Below are 21247 nucleotides of genomic sequence, written 5' to 3'. Positions count from 1 at the left end.
GTTGTGATAACGATTGGCTCACCGCTAGTTGGGTGAGTGGAGTGTTCAACCCGATGATTTTGGCAATTTTTTGAGTGTAATTGAGGGGAAGTAACGGGAATTGCTCTCGAATAGTCTTCAAAAGTCTCTAGTTTTCTGCCACGCCCCATAACTGATCCAATAAAGTTTACCTCGATAAAAAATAGTACACACTATTCTTACGGGCAAACAATAATGCTTGCGGGCAAACTTTATTGTCTCTACACAAGATCAAACAAACTGCCCTGCAGCCCAGCCGCTACTCCATGCCCACTGAAAGTTATAGCCGCCTAGCCAACCGGTAACATCCACCACTTCGCCAATAAAGAACAAGCCTTCTTGTTTTTTACTCATCATGGTTTTTGATGATAATTCATCGGTATCAACGCCGCCTAAGGTGACTTCTGCAGTGCGATAACCTTCAGTGCCGTTAGGCTTAACCTGCCAGTCTGACAATTGCTCATCAATGGTTGCTATCTCTGCAGGGGTGAGGCGTTTCACCGGCTCATTGCGCCATTGATGCAATTGTATAAAGGCTTGAACCAAACGCTTGGGATAGTATTTAGCTAGCACGGTGGATAATTGCACATCGGGGGTGGTTTGCTGTGCTTCGGTTAAATAGGTCGCCGCCGATTCGGTGGGTTGCATATCAATATGCAAGACATCGCCAGGCTCCCAGTAAGAAGACACCTGCAACATCGACGGCCCGCTTAATCCACGGTGGGTAAACAACATAGCTTCACGAAAAGCGGTATCGTTGCATGTGGCACTGGTATCAATGGCAATGCCACTTAATCCATCCAAAGCTTTTTTGTCATCTTCATGCAGGGTAAAAGGCACAAGCCCTGCCCGTGTGGGAAGCACAGTTAAGCCAAATTGCTCTGCGATTTGATAACCAAAGGGGGTGGCGCCAATTTTCGGCATGCTTAACCCGCCAGTGGCAATAACCAAGGATTCACATTGGTACACCCCAAGGGATGTGTGCACCGTGAACAAGTGGTTTTCCTTCTCGACATGGCTGATTTCACAGCGCGTCTTAATGGTTGCACCCGCTTTATTGCATTCAGTGGTCAGTAAATTAACGATGTCTGAGGCACTGTTATCACAAAACAACTGACCCAGTGTTTTTTCGTGGTAGGCGATGCCGTGCTCGGCCACCAGAGAAATGAAATCCCATTGGGTATAACGACTGAGTGCTGATTTACAAAAATGAGGGTTATTAGAAATGAAATTTTCGGGGCCCGCATACATGTTAGTGAAATTGCAGCGTCCACCACCGGACATGAGTATTTTGCGACCCACTTTTTTGCCGTGATCTAATACTTCCACCGAACGCCCACGTTTACCCGCTTGTGCAGCACAGAATAAACCTGCTGCTCCCGCGCCGATGACAACCACGTCTTTTTGAATCACACCCATCCCCTTACACCTACAAAGGTGCGAATTATAGAGGGCGAATACATTAAGGTGAAGCGTTAACCGAATTCACCCACAAACTGTTGCGACCACGACAGTAACTCAATACGATTTCGCGAATGGGTTTTTCTAAAAATACTGTAGATGTGGGTTTTTACTGTATTCACACTAATGTGAAGTTGATCGGCAATCTCTTGATTTTGAGAGCCTTTTGCTACCAGTTCAATAATTGTGATCTCTCGCTTAGTCAGCTTAGGATGAATTGCGGAACTGTTAATGGTGGTAGGTCGACTAAGGGCCGCTGGAGATTTGCGAGACTGCTGACGCAAACGCCGTAATGCTTCGTTAATGGAATTGCGTTTAAACCACACATCCATCTTTGCAAGCCTGCGTACACCTTTTAGTAATAATTCAGGAGAGTCACTGGCGTAAAAGGTGCCTTCAACGCCGGCAATAATGGCCTCACATTCGTCAATTTCTCCGGACTGCAAATTAAATAAGATCCAACGGGCACAGCCGTCATACCGATAATAAGCGCCGAGTTTGTCTTCTGCTTCTGAGGCGTCGAAAAAGATAAGATCTTGATTGGAGGTTGCGTCTAATTGCTCTATGGATGTTAGCTCTGTGACCACATAGCCGCAGGTTTGTAAAAGCTGTTTAAAAAGTACAACTTTACTGTCATCTGCTTCATCCGAGGAAAGTGATTTGGAGATGAGATAAACGCCGAATTTTTGATTGCTGTTTAACATAATGGTATCCCTACGTGACTCCAACTAGCGCGGCGCAGCTCTTCCTGACTGCCCTAAAACGCATTTATAAATACACACCCGAATTTAAATTACTTGGTGCTTCTTGCCGAAATAGGCACTGCGCTATTCTAAGAGAATAACAGAATGAAAAAGGGAGTACAGATGGTTGTGCAAAAAAACACCCAAAATTATGACGCAGCGCAATAAAAATACGAATAGCTAATTTACCGGTTTCTGTAACAAAAAAACCCGCCACAAAGACGGGTTTTCATAGATTTTGCGTAAAATTACAGGCTTTTTAGCATGCTTTCGGCATCAGAAATTTCAAAACGGCCCGGATCTTCAACGTTCAGCTTAACCACTTCTCCGTCTTCCACTAACATGGAATAGCGTACGCTACGTGTGCCACCAAAATCGCTGGTATTCATATCCAGCCCAATGGACTTGGTGAAATACGCGTTGCCGTCTGCCAGCATGGTAATTTCATCGGCATTGGCAGACTGTTTCCAAGCATCCATTACAAAAGCATCGTTTACCGATATGCATACAATGTCGTCTACACCTTTAGCCTTTATTTTATCGGCCAGTGCCACATATCCGGGCAAGTGAGCCGCTGAACATGTTGGCGTGAACGCACCAGGCACTGCAAATACCACCACTCGTTTGCCACCAAAAATGTCATGGGTATGAGGGTTTGTCATCTTTCCGTCCTTTAGCAGGCCAAAGGTTACTTCGGGCAATGTACTGCCAACGTTGATCATGCTTCTCTCCTAGTGAGTGAGTGTAATATAAACATCAAACCGGTGTTTCTTGCTGGTAATGGCCGTTTCTGGTGCTCTGTTTGCCAGAGGTTCAGCGTACGCTGGGCGTTTCACTACCACCCGTTTTTTCGCCAATGTTCGCGCAGGAGCCAATAAATCGTCGGCATCTTCATCTGCACCCAGCAATTGTTGAAACAACCGCATCTCTTTCTTTACTAAAGCAGATTTTTTCCGATGTGGAAACATCGGATCAAGATAAACCACATCCACATCAATTAAATTGTTCTGCATTTGCTCAATGCTGTCGCCATGAATAAGGGTAAACCGGCTGGCTAACGCCTCATCCTGTAAGGCCAAACGTTTTAGCCCATCATCAAGTAGCGCTGCCACCACCGGTGACCGCTCTATCATGGTTACCCGACAACCCAGCGACACCAGAACAAAGGCATCTCGGCCAAGACCAGGCGTGGCATCAACCACATGTAAACTATCTAGGCCTTTTAACCCTACTGCTTTTGCAAGAGGCTCTTTTTTTCGACCTCCATGCTGTTGCCGGTAAAGACTACTGGCAGACAAAAAATCCACCGCCACCCCTTGCTGCTTGGGGTTGGCGAAATCTTTCACCGACAACTTGTTGTTATCAATGGTTACGGCCAGCCCTTCGGGGAGATCAACCTGCTCGGGCAGCTGCCATTGCAGGGCTACGCCCTTTAGTTTTTGGGCGTCGTTGTCATCCCATGTCGACGAAATATAAACTGGAATATTAGGCATTTCCGTACTGCTCCTTAAACCCTATCCAGCGATTAATTATAGCTTGGGCATGAGACGGGTAATCTTGCCACAGACGTTCGGCAATATGCTGTACCTGGGGCACGAGTTCGGCATCTCTGACTAAATCGGCAATACGCAGTTGCGCCATGCCGGTTTGCTTTGTGCCCATCAGTTCACCTGGACCACGTATTTCTAGATCCCGCTGGGCAATATAAAAACCGTCGTTCGATTCTCGCAATACGGCTAAACGCTGAGAGGCTGTTTTAGACAGGGGCCCTGAGTACATAAGTACACACTGACTTTCTACTGCACCTCGCCCTACCCGGCCTCGTAACTGGTGCAACTGGGCCAACCCCAAGCGTTCTGGGTTTTCAATAATCATAATGCTGGCATTAGGTACATCCACCCCAACCTCAATAACGGTGGTGGCCACCAGTAAATCCAGTTCGCCTTGTTTAAAGGCATCCATTACGGCTTTTTTTTCTGCCGGTTTTAAACGGCCATGCACCAAGCCTACCCGTAAATCGGGCAACGCGGTGCGTAGAGTGATAGCGGCGTCTTCGGCGGCCTGACACTGCAACACTTCCGACTCGTCAATAAGGGTACATACCCAATATGCTTGCCGTCCTTGTTGATGACACGCTTCATACACACGCACAATAACGTCACCACGACGGGTATCGGGCAATACCACCGTGGTGACCGGCGTGCGACCGGGCGGCAATTCGTCAATCACCGAGGTGTCAAGATCGGCGTAGGCGGTCATGGCGAGGGTGCGTGGAATAGGCGTTGCGGTCATAATCAGCTGATGAGGAAACCGCCCTTGTCGCTCACCTTTTTCGCGCAGGGCGAGGCGCTGATGTACGCCAAAGCGGTGTTGTTCATCTACAATCACCAACGCTAATTGCTGGTAATTCACTTGCTCTTGAAAAATAGCGTGGGTACCCACCAGCATTTGAATATCGCCGGATTCTAAGCGAGTAAGCACTTCCTCACGAGCTTTACCCTTAAGCTTACCTGCCAGCCAGCCCACTTGAATACCTAAGGGTTCGAACCAATCGCGGAAGTTATTTGCGTGCTGCTCGGCTAGAAGTTCGGTGGGGGCCATTAGCGCCACCTGATGCCCTGCTCCAATTGCTGACAGCGCAGCCAGTGCGGCCACCAAGGTTTTACCCGAGCCAACATCCCCTTGCACTAAACGCATCATGGGGGTGTTACAGGCCATGTCTTTTTGAATGTCGGCCACCACACGCTGTTGGGCGCCGGTAGGCGAAAACGGCAAGCGATCTAATAAGTTACCAATTAGTGTTGGGTTTACCTTAATGGGAATGCCGGGCTGTGATTGGGCCTGCTGACGAACTTTTAACACACTTAAATGGTGAGCCAGCAGTTCTTCTAAAATGAGGCGTTTTTGCGCAGGGTGTGCGCCCTGCTCGATGCTGTCTAACGACACATCTGGCGGTGGCCGGTGTACAAGCCGTAACGCCGAGGCTAAATCTACCTGCTGTTCGTACATGCCTTCGGGCAGTAAATCGGCCAAACCGCCTTTATCAAGCAGTGCCAAAGCTTGTTCAGACAAGCCCCGCAAGGTTAACTGCTTTACCCCTTCGGTTGACGGATATACCGGCGTGAGGGTGGGTTCTGGGGCTTCTTCATCTTCAACAATAAGGGTAAATTCGGGGTGCATCATTTCTAGCCCCCATTTGCCGGTACGAATTTCACCAAAACATCGCACGCAATTGCCCGGCGACAGTAAAGTGCGCTGTGCTGCGCCAAAGTGGAAGAAACGCAAGGTAATGGTACCGCTGCCATCAGACACCTTCACCACCAACATACGCTTTTTACCGTACTGAATATCGGCGCTTTTTACTTCGCCTTGAATACTCACGTGGGTAAAAGGTCGGCACGTATCAATAGTGTAAACCCGCGTGCGATCTTCGTATCGCAACGGCAGATGAAAGAGCACATCAGACACGGTGTGCAAGCCAATTTTAGTTAACTTCTCAGCCACCTTCGCGCCCACGCCTTTTAACGCGGTAACGGGTGTTTGAGCAAGGGACTGCATGATAATTAAGACATTCTTAAGAGGGCATAAGCGCAGTGTAAGGTATTCGTCGGCGCTTGGCGAGAGGCTGGCGGTACAGGATATGCTATACCGCCAACATTAAAGACTTACTCGGGTAATTCCATTACGCCGTCAATTTCAATTTGCGACCCTTTAGGCAGGGCGGCAACACCGATGGCTGCACGGGCAGGATACGGCTTAGAAAAGTACTTAGACATAATTTCGTTAACCGTAGCAAAGTGCGATAAATCCAATAAGAAGATATTCACTTTAACCAAGTCGTTCATGGTGCCACCCGCGGCTTCACAAACGGCTTTTACGTTTTCAAATACTTGAGTGGCCTGTTCAGCAAAGTCCTCAGACACCATTTCCATGGTTTGCGGGTTAAGGGGAATTTGCCCAGAAAGATAAACGGTAGTGCCCGCTTTTACCGCCTGACTGTATGTACCGATCGCCTGAGGCGCATTATCGGTTTGGATAATAGATTTAGCCATGTTAGATCCTGTGAGTAATTTAGTGTCGTGACTGACTGTGACGCGATACGCGCTGCACTTCTGACATCGTTCTGATTTTCTTCATCACCCGAGCCAAGTGCACGCGGTTGTGGGTAGTCAGTTCAATATCGATAAAGTAGATGTTGCTTTCTTTTTCTTCGGTTTGAAGACCAATAATATTCGAGTCACAACTGGCAATCATATTGGTTAGATTGGCTAGTGTACCTTGGTGATTGTAGAGTTCAATACGCAGCGAGGCTTTAAATTCGCCTTGGGGCGTTTCGTCCCATTGCATAGGTAGCACTCGTTGAGGCTCTTCCCGAGTGAGTTTACGAATGTTGTTACATCCGGTTTGGTGAATGGTCATGCCTCGGCCTGGACTAAGCACCGCCACAATTTCATCATCGGGAATAGGATGACAACAGCGGGCGTAATTAACCAGCAAGCCTTCGGTGCCACGAATAGCAACATTACCGCGTTTCTCCGGTAACTCTGCCGATTCGCCGAGAAGCCGTCTGGCCACAATGGCGCTAAGTTCGTTGCCCAAACCAATGGCGGTAAGCAACTCATCAAAGGTGCGATGTTTGGTTTCTACCACCACACGGTCGATATCTTGTTGGGAAATATCTTCCAGTTTTACCGAGCCAAGGGCATGACGCAGTAATCGGTTGCCCATGTTTACTGCTTCTTGGGAATGCTGTTTGCGCAAATACTGACGAATACGCGTTCGGGCGCGGGCGCTCACAACAAAGTTCAGCCAATTCGCATTAGGCTTCGCCTTCGGTGAGGTTATAATTTCTACGGTTTGGCCGTTTTCTAATGGCTTGCTGAGGCTGTAGTTTCTTCGCTCTACTCTTACCCCAACGCAAGTATTACCCACATCCGAGTGTACCGCGTAGGCAAAATCTACTGCGGTGGCTCCTACCGGCAGCTCGACAATGCGTCCATCGGGCGCAAAAACGTAAATTTCTTCGGGGAATAAATCGGTTTTCACCGATTCAATAAATTCAAAACTAGAACTGGCGCTTTGCTGTAATTCCAGCAACGATTGCATCCACTTTCTTGCCCGCAACTGTGCGGTGTTGTCGCTGTCTCCTGGCTCTTTGTATAGCCAGTGCGCAGCCACCCCTTTATCTGCCATTTGATCCATAGCCAAAGTACGAATTTGAACTTCAACAGGAATACCATGGGGGCCAACAAGTGAGGTATGAAGCGACTGATAGCCGTTAGTGCGGGGAATGGCAATGTAGTCTTTAAAGCGGGTTTCGATAGGTTTATATAAGCCGTGCATGGCACCTAAAGAACGGTAACAATTGTCTAAGGAGTCTACGACAATACGAAACGCGTAAATATCCATCACCTCATTGAACATCAGTTCTTTGTTTTTCATTTTGCGGTAAATGGAATACAGGTGTTTTTCTCGCCCGACGACATTGGCGTCTATTTTATATCCCACCAGCCGTGACGACAGTTCTTGGCGGATATTCTCGATAATTTCTTTACGGTTACCCCGCGCTTGTTTTACCGCCGATTTCAACGCTCGGTGACGCATGGGGTGCATGGCTTGAAAACCTAAATCTTCCAGCTCATTTTTTATATCGTGAATACCTAAACGGTGGGCAATAGGGGCATAAATTTCTAAGGTTTCTCGGGCAATACGACGGCGCTTGTCTGGCCGCAGTGCACCTAGGGTACGCATATTGTGAGTACGGTCGGCCAGTTTTATCAGAATAACCCGAATATCCTGCACCATGGCCATCATCATTTTACGAAAATTTTCGGCTTGGGCTTCTTGCTTGCTGCTAAAGGCAATTTTATCGAGCTTGCTTACCCCTTCCACTAATTCGGCGACGGTTTCGCCAAACGCTTCGGCTAAATCTTCTTGGCTGTAGTGGGTATCTTCAATAACATCGTGCAGCAAGGCTGCCATGAGTGTTTCGTGATCCATGTGCATATCGGCAAGAATGCCGGCAACCGCCACGGGATGGGTAATGTATGGGTCGCCGCTAGAACGCATTTGCCCATCGTGGGCTTCATGAGCTAAAACAAAGCTGTCCTGCACCAACTGAACACGGTCAGCCGACAGATATTCGGATATTTTTTGCTTTAACCCCTCAAATAAATACACGTGCGTACTACTTTCCTGCGATTTTTGCCTGTACCAACAGAATAATGAGAAATGAGCCAATTGCCAATGGCAAAACGCCAGTGAACTCGATTAAAGTTCACTGGCGCTTAAGAATATTGCTAAATACCGGTGTTTTGGTACTTATTGATCAGACAAGATATTCGCTACTGACGAGAAATCGGCACTGTCTTGTCTTTCCTGATCACGCATATCGTCCTGCTCAAGGGTATCTGCATTAACCAGACCTTGCTCAATTTCACGCAAAGCGGTAACGGTAGGCTTGTCATTTTGTACATCAACCTGAGGGTCTTTACCTTCGGTTGCTAGTTGGCGCGCACGACGTGCTGCAACCAAAACCAGGTCAAAGCGGTTACCAACTTTATCTACGGCGTCTTCTACTGTTACGCGAGCCATGTCTTTACTCCGAAAATGAACTAAAACGAATATTTGAAAATGGCCGCGTAGTATATAACACAAGCCGTTATAGTTATAGTATTTTGTTCGCTTTTACACCAATAGCTTGGTATTACCCAAGCCCATTGTTACTTCAGCAAATCCTGAATCAGGTTTTGATGGCGCAATTGCTGCTTCACTGTTCGTTGGCGCTGGGCGCAAACGATGGCTTCCAGTTCGGCTAAGGCCGTGGCAAAGTTGTCGTTAATTAGCACGTAATCAAACTCGTCATAATGAGACATCTCAGACACCGCTTCGCGCATGCGGCTATCAATAACCTCGTCGGCATCTTGCCCACGACGGGTTAACCGGTCTCGCAGCACTTTAGCCGATGGCGGCAATATAAAAATACCACAGGTATCTGGCAGTGCCGCTTTTACCTGGCGTGCTCCCTGCCAATCGATATCAAGAAAAACATCAATACCACGGTGTAGGGTTTGCTCTATGGTTACCCGCGACGTGCCATAATAATTGCCAAATACTTCTGCGTATTCAAAAAACACACCCTGTTCAATTAGCGTTTCAAATTGTTCACGAGATACAAAATGATAATGTACCCCGTCAACCTCGCCAGGGCGCGGTGCACGTGTGGTATGAGACACAGACACCTGCATTGGATACAAGGAGCTGTCATCATGTTTTTCCAGTAACGCTTTTATTAAACTGGATTTTCCCGCGCCGGATGGGGCCGCGAGGATGAAAAGATTGCCAAGTAGTGAAGCCATAGTCTTGCTTTTTATCATCATGATGTGGTGATTTCAGACGGCAATGGTAGCATAGCCGGTATCTTTGCGTAATTGTGAAATGCGCAACCTTTATTACTCTATGATCACAGAAGCGACATTATGACAGAAGCCCTCTTACCTTATGTTGAGAAAAACACTGGGGAAAACCCAAAAGCCTGCGTTATTTGGATGCATGGTTTAGGCGACTCCGGTCACGGTTTTGCCCCCATTGTGCCTGAATTGAAATTGCCAGCCTCACTACCTGTGCGCTTTATCTTTCCCCATGCGCCAGAACGGCCCGTGACTATCAACAACGGTATGCGTATGCGTGCTTGGTACGATATTAAATCGATGGATTTTAACCAGCGGGCCGATGCCGAAGGGGTGCTTGAAAGTGCACAACAAGTTACGGCGTTAATGGCACAACTGCACGAAGAGGGTTTTGCCTATGACAAAATGGTGGTAGCTGGCTTCTCTCAAGGCGGTGTTATCGCGTTACAATTAGGCACTCGCTTTCCGCACAAACTGGCGGGCATTATGGCGTTATCGACCTACATGAGCGAACCGGCCAAACTGCAAGACGAAGCTAGCGATATTAATAAGTCGAGCCCTATTTTTATGGCTCACGGCGTGCAAGACAATGTGGTACCTGTGGCTTTAGGCAATATGGCCTACGACGCGTTAAAAGCGGCAGGCTTTAACCCACAATGGACCACCTACCCCATGCAGCACAACGTGTGTATGGATGAAATAAATGCCATTAGCCGCTGGCTACAGGAGTGTTTATGAGCCAGAGCCCATCTCGCATAATACGTATTGCCACCCGCAAAAGTGCCCTTGCCCTTTGGCAAGCCGAATACGTCAAAGCACAGCTTGAAAAAGCCCACCCAGAGCTAACCGTGGAACTGCTTCCCATGAGCACTCAGGGCGATAAAATTCTTGATACGCCGCTGGCTAAAATTGGTGGCAAAGGGCTGTTTATTAAAGAATTAGAAATTGCCATGGTAGAAGGCCGGGCAGACATTGCCGTACACAGTATGAAAGACGTACCGGTAGATTTTCCTGACGGTTTTGGCTTACACGCCATTTGCCCACGGGAAAACCCCTTTGATGCGTTTGTGTCAAATACCTACGGTCAATTAGAAGATCTTCCCCTTGGCGCCGTAGTGGGAACATCCAGCTTACGTAGGCAGTGCCAAATACGTAAGTATCGCCCCGACCTACAAATAAAAGACTTACGGGGTAACGTAAATACGCGACTCGCCAAACTAGATAAGGGCGAGTACGACGCCATTATTTTGGCCTCGGCAGGATTAATTCGTTTAGGAATGGAAGATCGCATTTCCCAGCCGCTACCGCCAGAAACGTCGTTACCGGCGGTAGGACAAGGCGCAGTGGGCATCGAGTGTCGCAATGATGATCCCGATCTAATCGCCCTGCTTTCAGCTTTAAATCACGTCGATACTGCCGATCGCGTAACGGCAGAGCGGGCAATGAATGCTCGCTTAGAAGGAGGATGTCAGGTGCCCATTGGCAGTTTTGCTACACTTACCGACAACGTCCTTACCCTAACGGGTATGGTAGGCAGTGTGGATGGGCAAACCTTGTTGTACGCTTCGGCCACCGGCGATCGTTCTCGTGCGGTAAGTTTGGGCGTGGAAGTGGCTGATGCCCTACTGGCCCAAGGAGCAGGCGAGATCTTAAAAGCGTTACATTCGTAATATGTATTTACTTACCCGCCCCGAGCAAAAGCTGACAACCAGTGTAGCGGCCTTTCGTGCGGCGGGTATTGCGGTAACCGGGGTAGCGCCGGTTACTATTTGTTACGACCAAACGCAGATAGATCAATGCAAGGCGCAATTTGCCAAGTCGGCACCGCACCTTGCCATTGTTACCAGCACATTTGCAGCGGTTAAGTTGTATAATGAAGGGGAATTTGGATCCGATACAATCTGGATGGCCGTAGGTACATCAACGGCATCGGTATTGCGTCGCAACGGATTTACTGTAACGGTGCCAAGGCAACAAAACTCGGAAGGATTACTGTCACTGTCGCAACTACATAGTGCAAATTCTCGCCGAGTAGTTATTATTAAAGGGCAAGGTGGTCGAACCACTTTGCGAGATACACTGCTAACACGGGGGTTTAAGGTAGAAGAATATTTGTTTTACTACCGGAAAAAAAACCTGCGACCTATACAAACTGATAATTGGCAGTGGCATGCAATTAAGGGCATAGTAGCCACCAGTGGCGAAATGGCTGAACAACTGTTTGAACTATACGATAGCCACAGTTTATGTGAACGCCCGTGGTTAACGGTAAGTGAACGTATTGCAGAACGTTTAAAAGCTTCAGGCGTACACAGGGTGGCTGTTTGTAATGACGCCAGTGACAACGCACTAAGTGCGTGGATAAAGGACAATTGGGAGTAAAACATGGCTGACAAAGATAAGAGCAAACCGGATTACCAGTTAGTATTACCGGAAGAGGACACGCGCGGGCCTGCGCCGTCGTCAACGTCAGCAGAGGTGAAACCGAAACCCAAACCCAAAGCGAAAAAGCCGGCAGCAGAAAAACCGCAAAAAGCCAAATCCCAGGCCGCCTTGTGGGTGGTGCTAATTATTACCTTATTACTGGTGTTGGCCTTAGGTGCAGCCGCTTACTGGTATATCTGGGACAAAGACAACAGCAACCAACTGCTTATTAGCCAGCAACAATTGCAGCAAAGTGCACTAGAAGCCCTGAATGATGAAAACGGCACGTTGCAACAGCAACTGGTGGCACTGGAAAATAGCAAACAAGAATTAGCCGCATCGGTAAATGCGCTAATGCAAAAAACTGACACCATGGAAGTGCAAACCGAACAACTTATATCGCAGCTAAACGACATGGAAGGCCGTCGCCCTTCAGATTGGCTGTTAGCAGAAGCCGATTATTTGGTACGAATGGCGGGCCGAAAAATTTGGCTAGAAAAAGACATTAACACCGCCATTTTGTTGCTACGCAATGCCGACGAGCGTTTGCAGGAACTGTCTGATCCCTCGGTGATCCCTATTCGTGGGTACATTGCCGAAGACATTCAATCGTTGCGTCAGGTCAACACGGTAGACAGAACACAACTGGCGTTATCGTTATCTGGCTTGCTTTCCAAAGCCGATGATTTGCCCTTACATACTTTTAGTCGCCCAGGTGACGCCGCAGAAAATGAAGGCTTGTCGGAATCTATCGACGACTGGCAGAGCAATTTGGCCAAGGTATGGCACGACATTGTGGATGATTTTATTTCCGTTAGTCATGACGATGCCCCGGTAGCGCCCATGATGAGCGCCGAACAACAATGGTTGTACAAAGAACAGCTTAAACTACAGATCATGCAGGCACAGTCTGCCGCCATTGCCGCCCAAAACGACTTATTTAATAGCTCGTTACAAAACGCCATTGGGTTACTTAACGATAAATTTGATACTCAGTCGCCCGGCGTACAAGGCGCGTTGTCTACCCTTACCTCACTTACCAACACCAATATTCAAGAATCATTGCCTGAATCCCTTCGCGCCACAGCGCCCCTTCAACGTTTGATGGAACAGCGGATCAATGGTGCCTACGGTAATAGTGCGGAGGTACTATGAAGCGACTGATTTATGCCATCATCTTAATTCTGGTTATTCTGGCGGCCATGCTTATTGCCCCGCAAGTGGTAGGCGATAAAGGCTATGTATTAATTTCTATGGGCACAACGAACATCGAAATGTCGGTGGTCAGCTTGTGCATTACCTTGTTTGTTACCTGTTTAGTGCTATGGATTGTGTTGCGCATCATTGGCCGCACGTTAGGGTTGTTTAAAGGCTCTCATGCGTGGTTTGGTGGGCGAGCCCGTCGCAAGCGGGAACGGAAATTCTACCGCGGCTTACATGCCATGGCTGAAGGCGATTTACAAGGTGCTAAAAAGGCCCTACAAGAAACCAACGATGGCGATTTTGATGGGGTAAACTTTTTAGCCGCGGCGCAGGTTGCCCAAACCTTAGGCGAGCATGATCGCGTTAGATGGCTATTAGACAAAGCCGCCGATTACGACAACGCCAAGGTAGCGGCCACATTAACCCTAGCTCGATTAGACATTCAGCAAGGCCAGCAACAAGCCGCCCTAGACAAACTGAATCAGCTAGACGAAAAAGCCAGCCGACACCCGCAGGTAATTCGAGTAAAAGCCCAAGCCATGGGCGAGCTAGGCCAATGGCAAGCATTACAAGAAACCCTTCCCCAATGGCGTAAACCGTTAAAAGACGATTACGTAACCTGGGCGCAAACGGTAGCTAAAGGTAAGTTTGCAGAAATTGCGAGTAAACAAGGGGCCCACGCCCTACAACAACATTGGCAAGACTTACCCCGCAAGTTACGTAACGACGATGCGTACCGAGCCGCCTATGCACAGCAATTGTTAGAACAAGGCATGCATAACGAAGCCGAGCTACGCTTAACAGAATGGCAGAAAAAAGGGCCACACCCCGTATTACTGCCATTAATGACACAGCTGAGTATGCCAAACCCGGCCAAAGCCATTGCCGCATTAGAACAGTGGATTAAGCAAGACGATACCAACGCCCAGTTGTATTCGGCATTAGGGCAAGTGGCCTACAATGCTGGCGACGATATCCTGGCCGAAAAAGTGCTGCTTAAAGCGGTGAAATTGCACGAGAATCCAGAAGACTTGATGATCCTTGCGCAAATAAGCGAACGCCGTCACAACGATGCACAGGCCTTATCTTTGTATAAACGGGGCGCCGCCTTAGAACACCAATCTCAGCCTTAACCCATTAAAAAAGCCCGCAGCTAAGCGGGCTTTTTATTTGCCAGTGCTAAGTTATCAAGAGCCGATAAGATTCACCAATACGGCAATGCTATAGGCTAAAATACCGTAGCCCGCGTACAAGCCCCACGCCAGTTTCTTACTGCCCGTTTCGCCTTTTAACATGGCAACGGTAGCCACACATTGCAGTGCCACTACGTAAAACAATACCAGCCCTAACCCTGATGCTACGGAAAGCCCATCAGCCTGAATACGTTCAGACAAACCGGCTACGTTATCTTCAGCGTCGTCCATGCCAAACAAGGTGCCCAGCGCGCCCACAAATACTTCACGGGCCAAAAACGACATTAGGATGGCCACGCCATAGCGCCAATCTAACCCCATAGGCGCAAATACCGGCTCGATAAAGTGGCCAATTTGCCCTAACCAGCTATTTTGCAGGTTGCTTTCGAGGGGGAAGTAGCCCAGCACCCAAATGCCCACCGACACCATAAAGATAACCGGCGCAGCACGACGAATAAACTGCACGCCGCTGTTAATCACCCGGTTAAATAACGGTTTCCAGTGGGGTAAACGATAGGTAGGTAACTCAAGAATAAACGGCATGTCTGATTCTTCTAAATCGGCGGGCAAAAAGCGGGTAAGCAATTGACTCACCACCAGCGCCATTACAATGCCAAAAAAGAATAAACCAAAAAACGCCGCGCCTTGTAAATCAAATACCCCTAAAAACGTGCCTTCTCGGGGAATTAACACCGCCACCAGCAAGGCGTATACCGGTAAGCGCGCCGAACATGACATCAAAGGAATGGTCATCATGGTGATCAAGCGTTTACGGGGCGATTCAATGGTACGTGCCGCCATAATGGCAGGAATAGCACAAGCATGCCCCGACAAATAGGGAATAAAACTACGGCCAGACAACCCAAAAAAGCTAAGAGGGCGATGACATACCAGCGCGGCACGCGCCAAATAGCCACTGTCTTCAAGTAAGCCAATCACAAACGTCAGTACCATAATTTGCGGTACAAACACTAAAAACGACCCTAGCCCGCCAAAAATGGCGTCGTTTAGAAAGTCACTTACAATGCCTGCAGGTAATAGAGACGTGATGCCTGTGGCTAGCTCGGCGATGCCGTTTTCTACCCCATCCATAAGAGGCGTTGCCAAGGTAAACACGCTTTGAAACAGCACAAACATCATGGCGAGGAAAAACACCGATCCAACCACACTATTTAACAAGAAGCGGTCGATCTTATTTTGATTGGTGAGCACAATGTCGGTACCAATACCATAAGAAGTCGCCAGTTCACGGCTTCGTAGCGACGCCTTTTCGTTGGCATCTAAGCTTGTTTTGGGTACGTTTTTACTTGGTTCTGCCGCCGCCGATAACATGGCTTGTTTAAATTCGTGCAGACCATCAAGGGTACGGGCCGATAACGCAAACACCGGGCTGCCTAATGCGTCAGACAAGCGCTGGGTGTCGATATCCTCACCAATACGCCGTACCTCATCAATAAAATTAAGCGCGAAAATCATGGCTTTGTTGTGGGCTTTTGCTAACTGCTGAATTTGCAGCCCCAGCACCAAACTACGCTCTAGCCGTGTGGCATCCAGCAAGCAAACCACCAAAGCTGTATCGTCTTTGGCAATGGCATTGGTGATTTCCTTAACCGCAATTTCTTCGTCTCGGCTTAACCCGTTTAAGGTGTAAGTACCGGGCAAATCCACAAGGTTATAGTTCTGGCAGCGACCATGTTTAACTTCTACTGTTACGCCTGGGTAATTCGCGACTTTTTGGCGCAACCCCGTTAGCTGGTTAAACAATAAGGTTTTACCTGCGTTGGGTTTCCCCACCATTAGAATACGTTGCATATAAGAAGACTTTCCTGTTACTGCTAAAGCAAGGCTTACTTAGTGACTAGCATGCACATGAATGTGTTGCGCTAACTCTTTTTCAACGGCAAACACGCTACCGCCTAATTGAATGATGACAGGTCCGCCCCACGGGCCTTTACGCAAGCAAAGGACTTCTTGAGTGGCTTCTACGCCCATTTCAGCCAATCTGGCTGTCACTTTTGCGTGAAGATTTGGTGCAAGGGATGCAACGGTGGCCCGCTGCTGAGCTGGCAATTCCCAAAGTGTCATAATTTTTCTCTTTACTGCGCCGACGGGCTGGGCGCAGTGTTTTTACGCCATACGCCATGAAATAGCAATTATTTTCATTCAGGCTAACAAAACCCCACCACCTGCACCAGACACACACCGACTAAGTAGCCATAGATTCAGACTAATAGCTTATACCATTGCTTAAACAAGGCTTGTTTTTACCCGTTAACAACGCTTATAGTAATTGCAGAACTTGTCGGAGTGCTTCGTCTTCCAGTTGGAAGCAAGCTGAGACCGTAAAAACGGGATCCGTAGAACCTGATCAGGCTAATACCTGCGAAGGGAACAAGAACGCAACACAGCAGTACGTCCAATCCCCTCTGTTTTGGATTTTAGCGTTTGTGTTGCCCCCCTTGTATACACTCCTGGCAAGCATTTACTCTTTGAAAACAAAGGATTTAATGCTATGTCAACTCGACGTCAAAAGCGCGAACAAGCGCAACAATTTATCGCTTCCCTTACCGGCCAAGCGTTCCCTAACTCTCGCCGTCATTACGAAAGCAATCAAGATGGTTCGATACACGTGCCCATGCGCCTTATCGACCAGTCGCCCACCCCGTTAAGCAGTGGTAAATTTGAAACCAACCCGCCCATTCCGGTATACGATTCTGCCGGTGTATTTGGCGATCCGAACGTGCAGGTAGACGTTACCGCGGGGATCCCACTTGTAAGAGATGAATGGATAAAAAGCCGACAAGATACCCGCACCGTGGTGAGATCAGAATCTAGCTACGCACAAGTGCGTAATGCCGATATCACTACCGAATCTATTCGCTTTCATGCCAAGCCAGTTAGACGCAAAGCCGTTACCGGCAAAAACGTTACCCAATTGCATTATGCCCGCAACGGCATTGTTACCCCGGAAATGGAGTTTATTGCCATTCGGGAAAACATGGGCCGCGCCGCCATTCGAGATGAGCTTTTACAACAGCAGCACCCTGGCGAAGATTTTGGTGCCCGCATTCCTGAAGTCATCACCCCTGAGTTTGTGCGCGAAGAAGTAGCCGCAGGACGTGCCATTATTCCAGCCAATATTAACCACCCTGAAGCCGAGCCCATGATCATCGGGCGCAATTTTCTGGTAAAGGTAAATGCGAACATTGGTAATTCGGCGGTCACCTCGTCTATTGAAGAAGAAGTGGAAAAGCTGGTGTGGGCAACACGCTGGGGCGCCGACACTGTTATGGATTTGTCTACCGGCCGCAATATTCACGAAACCCGCGAATGGTTGCTGCGAAACAGCCCCGTTCCTATTGGTACGGTGCCCATTTATCAGGCCCTAGAAAAAGTAAACGGTGTGGCTGAAGATCTCGACTGGGCAGTATTTCGCGACACCCTAATTGAACAAGCCGAGCAAGGCGTCGATTACTTCACCATTCATGCGGGGGTACGCTTGCCCTTTGTACCGCTTACGGCTAATCGGGTTACGGGTATTGTATCTCGTGGTGGCGCTATTATGGCCAAATGGTGTTTGTATCATCATAAAGAAAGCTTTTTGTATGAACACTTCCACGAAATTTGTTTAATTTGCGCCGCCTACGACGTGAGTTTGTCGCTAGGTGATGGCCTGCGTCCTGGCTCTATTGCCGATGCCAACGACGAAGCCCAGTTTGCCGAACTACGTACTTTAGGCGCGCTTACCAAAATTGCTTGGCAATACGATGTACAGGTAATGATAGAAGGTCCCGGCCATGTACCTATGCATCTTATTAAAGAAAACATGGAAGAACAGCTTAGCCATTGCCATGGTGCGCCCTTTTATACGCTTGGCCCGCTAACCACCGATATTGCGCCGGGCTACGACCATTTCACATCGGGTATTGGTGCCGCCATGATTGGTTGGTACGGCTGTGCCATGCTGTGCTATGTAACGCCCAAAGAACACTTGGGGCTGCCCGACAAAGAAGACGTAAAGCAGGGCTTAATAACGTATAAAATTGCCGCTCACGCCGCCGATTTAGCCAAAGGCCATCCTGGGGCACAAATTCGCGATAATGCCATGTCGAAAGCCCGCTTTGAGTTTCGCTGGGAAGACCAGTTTAACTTAGCGTTAGATCCCTACACTGCACGTAGCTATCACGATGAAACCTTGCCTCAGGCAGCCAATAAGGTAGCCCATTTTTGTTCCATGTGTGGGCCTAAGTTCTGCTCGATGAAGATCTCCCAGGAAGTGCGAGAGCATGCCAACGCCACCACCAAAGCCCAAGGCATGGAGGAGATGGCCCAGCAGTTCTCGGCAAACGGAAACAGCCTGTATGTTGATGCCACCAAAGCCGGAGCCTAATTAATGAAAACGGTTCTGATGATTGGCGGCATTGACAGCAGTGGTGGTGCGGGGATAGCCCAAGATGTGCGCGCGAATAACGATGGCCAATTGCATACCGCCACGGTATGCACCTTGGTGTCGGCCCAATCACATTCTGGCACACAGGGAGTAACCGCCGTGCCCCAAGCGTTGTTTCGGCAACAGCTAGAATGCGCGTTTTCTGGCGCGGGGCTTCGGGCAATAAAAATAGGCGCTTTAGCCAACGACGAACAAGCAGCAATGATAGTTAAACACTTGCGCTTGTACCCCAACGTTCCGGTGGTATGGGATCCTATTCAAAAATCCAGTAGTGGCGGGGTATTAGGCGCATTGTCTTTTGATAGTATTTGCGCATTGTTGGTACACACTACCTTACTTACCCCCAACCTACACGAGCTTAGCGCCCTAACGGGTATGCCTGTAAATTCGGCCAAACAACAGTGGCAAGCGGCGCACAATTTACTTGGGTTTGGCTGCCAACAGGTATTGGTAAAAGGCGGTCATCGCGATAACAACAGCCAGGTGTTCGACACCCTTTATCAGCACGAAACCTGTTGGCATTATGTTCATCAGCATCGCCAACCGTTTTCGTTACGAGGCTCGGGCTGCTTGCTGGCTAGCGCCGTCGCCGGCGCCTTAGCGTGCGATTACCCCGTGGAAGATGCCGTTTGTATTGCCGAGGCCAAAATAGCCGGTGCATATGGCGTAGCGCAAAAGATAGATCAACACAAAGCCGTGACCAGTTATGTGCCCTGCCCGCCAGCTCTTAGCGACTATCCGGCGGTTTACCGTGGCTTTTTTGCTGCAAACCCGGCGCTTAATTTTGCCCGTTTACGCTATGCATCGCCGGGCTTATACCCAGTGGTAAACAGTATTGAATGGTTAGCCCGGTTGTTGCCGCTGGGTGTTCGCATTATTCAACTACGTATTAAAACCACAGCATCAACGGTGCAACGCGAGCTAAGTCGTACCATTAAGCAAGCCGTAGCCTTGTGCGCTCGCTACAGTACCCAGTTGTTTATTAATGATCACTGGCAATTGGCCATAGAACATGGCGCATTTGGGGTGCACCTAGGGCAAGAAGATTTATCTCAAGCCAATACCGAGCACATTGCTAGGGCCGGACTACGGCTAGGGGTATCGACCCACGGCTACGCCGAATTGTGCAGGGCCATTACCCTTAAACCGTCTTACATTGCCCTTGGCCATGTTTACCCCACCCGCACCAAAACGATGCCGTCTTTGCCCCAAGGGCCTAACCGACTGAAGGCCTACGCTGCGTTATGTGGCGACATTCCAACCGTTGCCATTGGAGGCATTAACAGCAGTAATTTAGACGAGGTATTGGCCTGTAAAGTTAACAGTGTGGCTGTGGTTACCGCCATTACTGAAAGTGCGACTCCCGAAGCCACCACGATGGCACTACAAAAAAGGATAAACCATGCTACGTGCTGATGAATATTCTCGTTATAGCCGACATTTGCTGCTAGAAAACATGGACGAACACCGACAGCAAGCCCTAAAACACGCCACCGTGGCCATCTTTGGTGTAGGCGGTTTAGGGCATCAGGTTGGTGCTGCCCTTATTGGGGCCGGGATAGGTAACTTACTGCTTATTGACGACGACAACGTAGAACTTAGTAATTTGCCCCGTCAGTGGCTTTTTGACGAAGCAAGTATTGGCATGGCAAAGGTAGAGGCAGCAAAACAACGGCTACAGGTTTTGCATAGCGAATGCCGTATAAAAACCTTTAAAACCCGCGTTATCGACAATCAACTAAGTAAGCACTTGCTTACTTGCAGCATCATTATTGATTGCACCGACAACGTAGAAGGCAGGCTGAGCATTAACCGTTTTTGCTACCAGTATGATTTACCCTTAATTACGGCTGCAGCCAGTGGTTTTGTGTCGACAGTAATGCCAATTAAGCCAGGGGAGCCCCACGGCTGTTATGCCTGTTTAAGTGCCTCGGTTAGCCACCACACTAATTGCACAGACATGGGTATTTATAGCCCGGTAGTCGCCATGGCGGGGCAGTTTCAGGCCATGCTGGCATTAAATTATCTAACTGATATTGCCCCCGTTCAATGGGGACAGCTGCACCGGTTTGACGCCGACACCCTAACCCTGCGCACGTTTAATGTTGGCCGGGATCCGGCCTGTCATGTATGTAGAGACACCCATGGAAATTAACTGTAATGGCAACCCAATGATGTTGCCCGGCCAAGCCACACTGGTAGATGTAGTGCGTGAATACAACAGCAACCTAGACACGCTAGCGGTGGCCGTAAACCACACCATTATTCCCCGTTCAGACTGGGCCAATTACCAGCTTACTGAACAAGATAACGTCGATATTTTCACTCTGGTTGCAGGAGGGTAAA

20 protein-coding genes and 1 riboswitch are annotated in these 21247 nt (G+C 48.7%); of the genes, 9 read left to right on the top strand and 11 right to left on the bottom strand.

Features of this window, described 5'->3' with window-relative positions:
* Positions 1-249 precede the first annotated feature (249 nt).
* The 9 genes from KO501_RS17195 to gmk form a co-directional block, all read right to left on the bottom strand.
* Entirely contained in the window at positions 250-1431 is a 1182-nt protein-coding gene (locus tag KO501_RS17195; RefSeq protein WP_216031127.1) for an NAD(P)/FAD-dependent oxidoreductase, read from the bottom strand.
* Positions 1432-1493: 62 nt separating this feature from the next.
* A complete protein-coding gene (locus KO501_RS17190) occupies positions 1494-2183 on the bottom strand; it encodes a response regulator transcription factor (protein WP_216030923.1) in 690 nt (229 codons plus the stop codon).
* Positions 2184-2470: 287 nt separating this feature from the next.
* The gene (locus KO501_RS17185) at positions 2471-2944 is read right to left on the bottom strand and encodes a peroxiredoxin (protein WP_216030922.1); all 474 of its coding nucleotides are present in this window, start codon (positions 2942-2944) and stop codon (positions 2471-2473) included.
* A gap of 9 nt (positions 2945-2953) precedes the next feature.
* On the bottom strand, positions 2954-3715 hold the full coding sequence (locus KO501_RS17180; RefSeq protein ID WP_216030921.1) for a class I SAM-dependent methyltransferase: 762 nt from the start codon (positions 3713-3715) through the stop codon (positions 2954-2956).
* Entirely contained in the window at positions 3708-5780 is a 2073-nt protein-coding gene (gene recG, locus KO501_RS17175; RefSeq protein ID WP_216030920.1) for an ATP-dependent DNA helicase RecG, read from the bottom strand. Before recG ends, KO501_RS17180 begins: the two co-directional genes overlap by 8 nt.
* Positions 5781-5887: 107 nt before the next feature.
* Positions 5888-6274, bottom strand: a complete 387-nt coding sequence (locus tag KO501_RS17170; protein WP_216030919.1) for a RidA family protein — start codon at positions 6272-6274, stop codon at positions 5888-5890.
* Positions 6275-6293: 19 nt separating this feature from the next.
* On the bottom strand, positions 6294-8402 hold the full coding sequence (gene spoT, locus KO501_RS17165) for a bifunctional GTP diphosphokinase/guanosine-3',5'-bis pyrophosphate 3'-pyrophosphohydrolase (RefSeq protein WP_216030918.1): 2109 nt from the start codon (positions 8400-8402) through the stop codon (positions 6294-6296).
* Positions 8403-8543: 141 nt separating this feature from the next.
* Entirely contained in the window at positions 8544-8816 is a 273-nt protein-coding gene (gene rpoZ / locus KO501_RS17160; RefSeq protein WP_216030917.1) for a DNA-directed RNA polymerase subunit omega, read from the bottom strand.
* Positions 8817-8944: 128 nt separating this feature from the next.
* On the bottom strand, positions 8945-9580 hold the full coding sequence (gmk, locus tag KO501_RS17155) for a guanylate kinase (RefSeq protein ID WP_216030916.1): 636 nt from the start codon (positions 9578-9580) through the stop codon (positions 8945-8947).
* Between the two features lie 120 nt (positions 9581-9700).
* Between gmk and KO501_RS17150 the strand changes: the two genes are divergently transcribed.
* Genes KO501_RS17150 through KO501_RS17130 form a run of 5 tightly spaced genes read left to right on the top strand, consistent with a single transcriptional unit; the run spans position 9701 to position 14391 of the window.
* Positions 9701-10369: an alpha/beta fold hydrolase gene (locus tag KO501_RS17150; RefSeq protein WP_216030915.1), complete on the top strand. Its 669-nt coding sequence runs from the start codon at positions 9701-9703 to the stop codon at positions 10367-10369.
* Complete coding sequence (gene hemC, locus KO501_RS17145) at positions 10366-11301, top strand: hydroxymethylbilane synthase (RefSeq protein WP_216030914.1); 936 nt, start codon at positions 10366-10368, stop codon at positions 11299-11301. Before KO501_RS17150 ends, hemC begins: the two co-directional genes overlap by 4 nt.
* 1 nt (position 11302) lies before the next feature.
* A complete protein-coding gene (locus KO501_RS17140; protein ID WP_216030913.1) occupies positions 11303-12013 on the top strand; it encodes a uroporphyrinogen-III synthase in 711 nt (236 codons plus the stop codon).
* 3 nt (positions 12014-12016) lie between these two features.
* Positions 12017-13210, top strand: coding sequence for a uroporphyrinogen-III C-methyltransferase (locus KO501_RS17135; RefSeq protein ID WP_216030912.1), 1194 nt, complete (start codon positions 12017-12019; stop codon positions 13208-13210).
* Positions 13207-14391, top strand: coding sequence for a heme biosynthesis HemY N-terminal domain-containing protein (locus KO501_RS17130; RefSeq protein ID WP_216030911.1), 1185 nt, complete (start codon positions 13207-13209; stop codon positions 14389-14391). Before KO501_RS17135 ends, KO501_RS17130 begins: the two co-directional genes overlap by 4 nt.
* Positions 14392-14445: 54 nt before the next feature.
* Here KO501_RS17130 and KO501_RS17125 read toward each other — a convergent pair whose 3' ends face one another.
* Together KO501_RS17125 and KO501_RS17120 are read right to left on the bottom strand one after the other, a co-directional pair.
* Entirely contained in the window at positions 14446-16263 is a 1818-nt protein-coding gene (locus tag KO501_RS17125) for a ferrous iron transporter B (RefSeq protein ID WP_216030910.1), read from the bottom strand.
* A 39-nt stretch (positions 16264-16302) separates the two neighbouring features.
* A complete protein-coding gene (locus KO501_RS17120; protein ID WP_216030909.1) occupies positions 16303-16536 on the bottom strand; it encodes a FeoA family protein in 234 nt (77 codons plus the stop codon).
* A 208-nt stretch (positions 16537-16744) separates the two neighbouring features.
* Positions 16745-16859, top strand: a riboswitch (TPP riboswitch).
* A 104-nt stretch (positions 16860-16963) separates the two neighbouring features.
* On the opposite strand from KO501_RS17120, the gene thiC reads away from it, so the two are divergent.
* Genes thiC through thiS form a run of 4 tightly spaced genes read left to right on the top strand, consistent with a single transcriptional unit; the run spans position 16964 to position 21246 of the window.
* Positions 16964-18841 carry a phosphomethylpyrimidine synthase ThiC gene (thiC, locus tag KO501_RS17115; RefSeq protein WP_216030908.1) on the top strand — a complete coding sequence of 626 codons (1878 nt, stop codon included), beginning with the start codon at positions 16964-16966 and terminating at the stop codon, positions 18839-18841.
* 3 nt (positions 18842-18844) lie between these two features.
* Positions 18845-20317: a thiamine phosphate synthase gene (thiE, locus tag KO501_RS17110; protein WP_216030907.1), complete on the top strand. Its 1473-nt coding sequence runs from the start codon at positions 18845-18847 to the stop codon at positions 20315-20317.
* Complete coding sequence (locus tag KO501_RS17105; RefSeq protein WP_216030906.1) at positions 20304-21056, top strand: HesA/MoeB/ThiF family protein; 753 nt, start codon at positions 20304-20306, stop codon at positions 21054-21056. The genes thiE and KO501_RS17105 overlap by 14 nt, the downstream gene beginning before the upstream one ends.
* The gene (thiS, locus tag KO501_RS17100; protein ID WP_216030905.1) at positions 21046-21246 is read left to right on the top strand and encodes a sulfur carrier protein ThiS; all 201 of its coding nucleotides are present in this window, start codon (positions 21046-21048) and stop codon (positions 21244-21246) included. The genes KO501_RS17105 and thiS overlap by 11 nt, the downstream gene beginning before the upstream one ends.
* Position 21247 lies beyond the last annotated feature (1 nt).

The organism is Alteromonas sp. C1M14 (assembly GCF_018860965.1).
GTDB lineage: Bacteria > Pseudomonadota > Gammaproteobacteria > Enterobacterales > Alteromonadaceae > Alteromonas.
The sequence above is the reverse complement of the archived record's forward strand: the minus strand, read 5'-3'. Positions and strand labels throughout refer to the sequence as shown.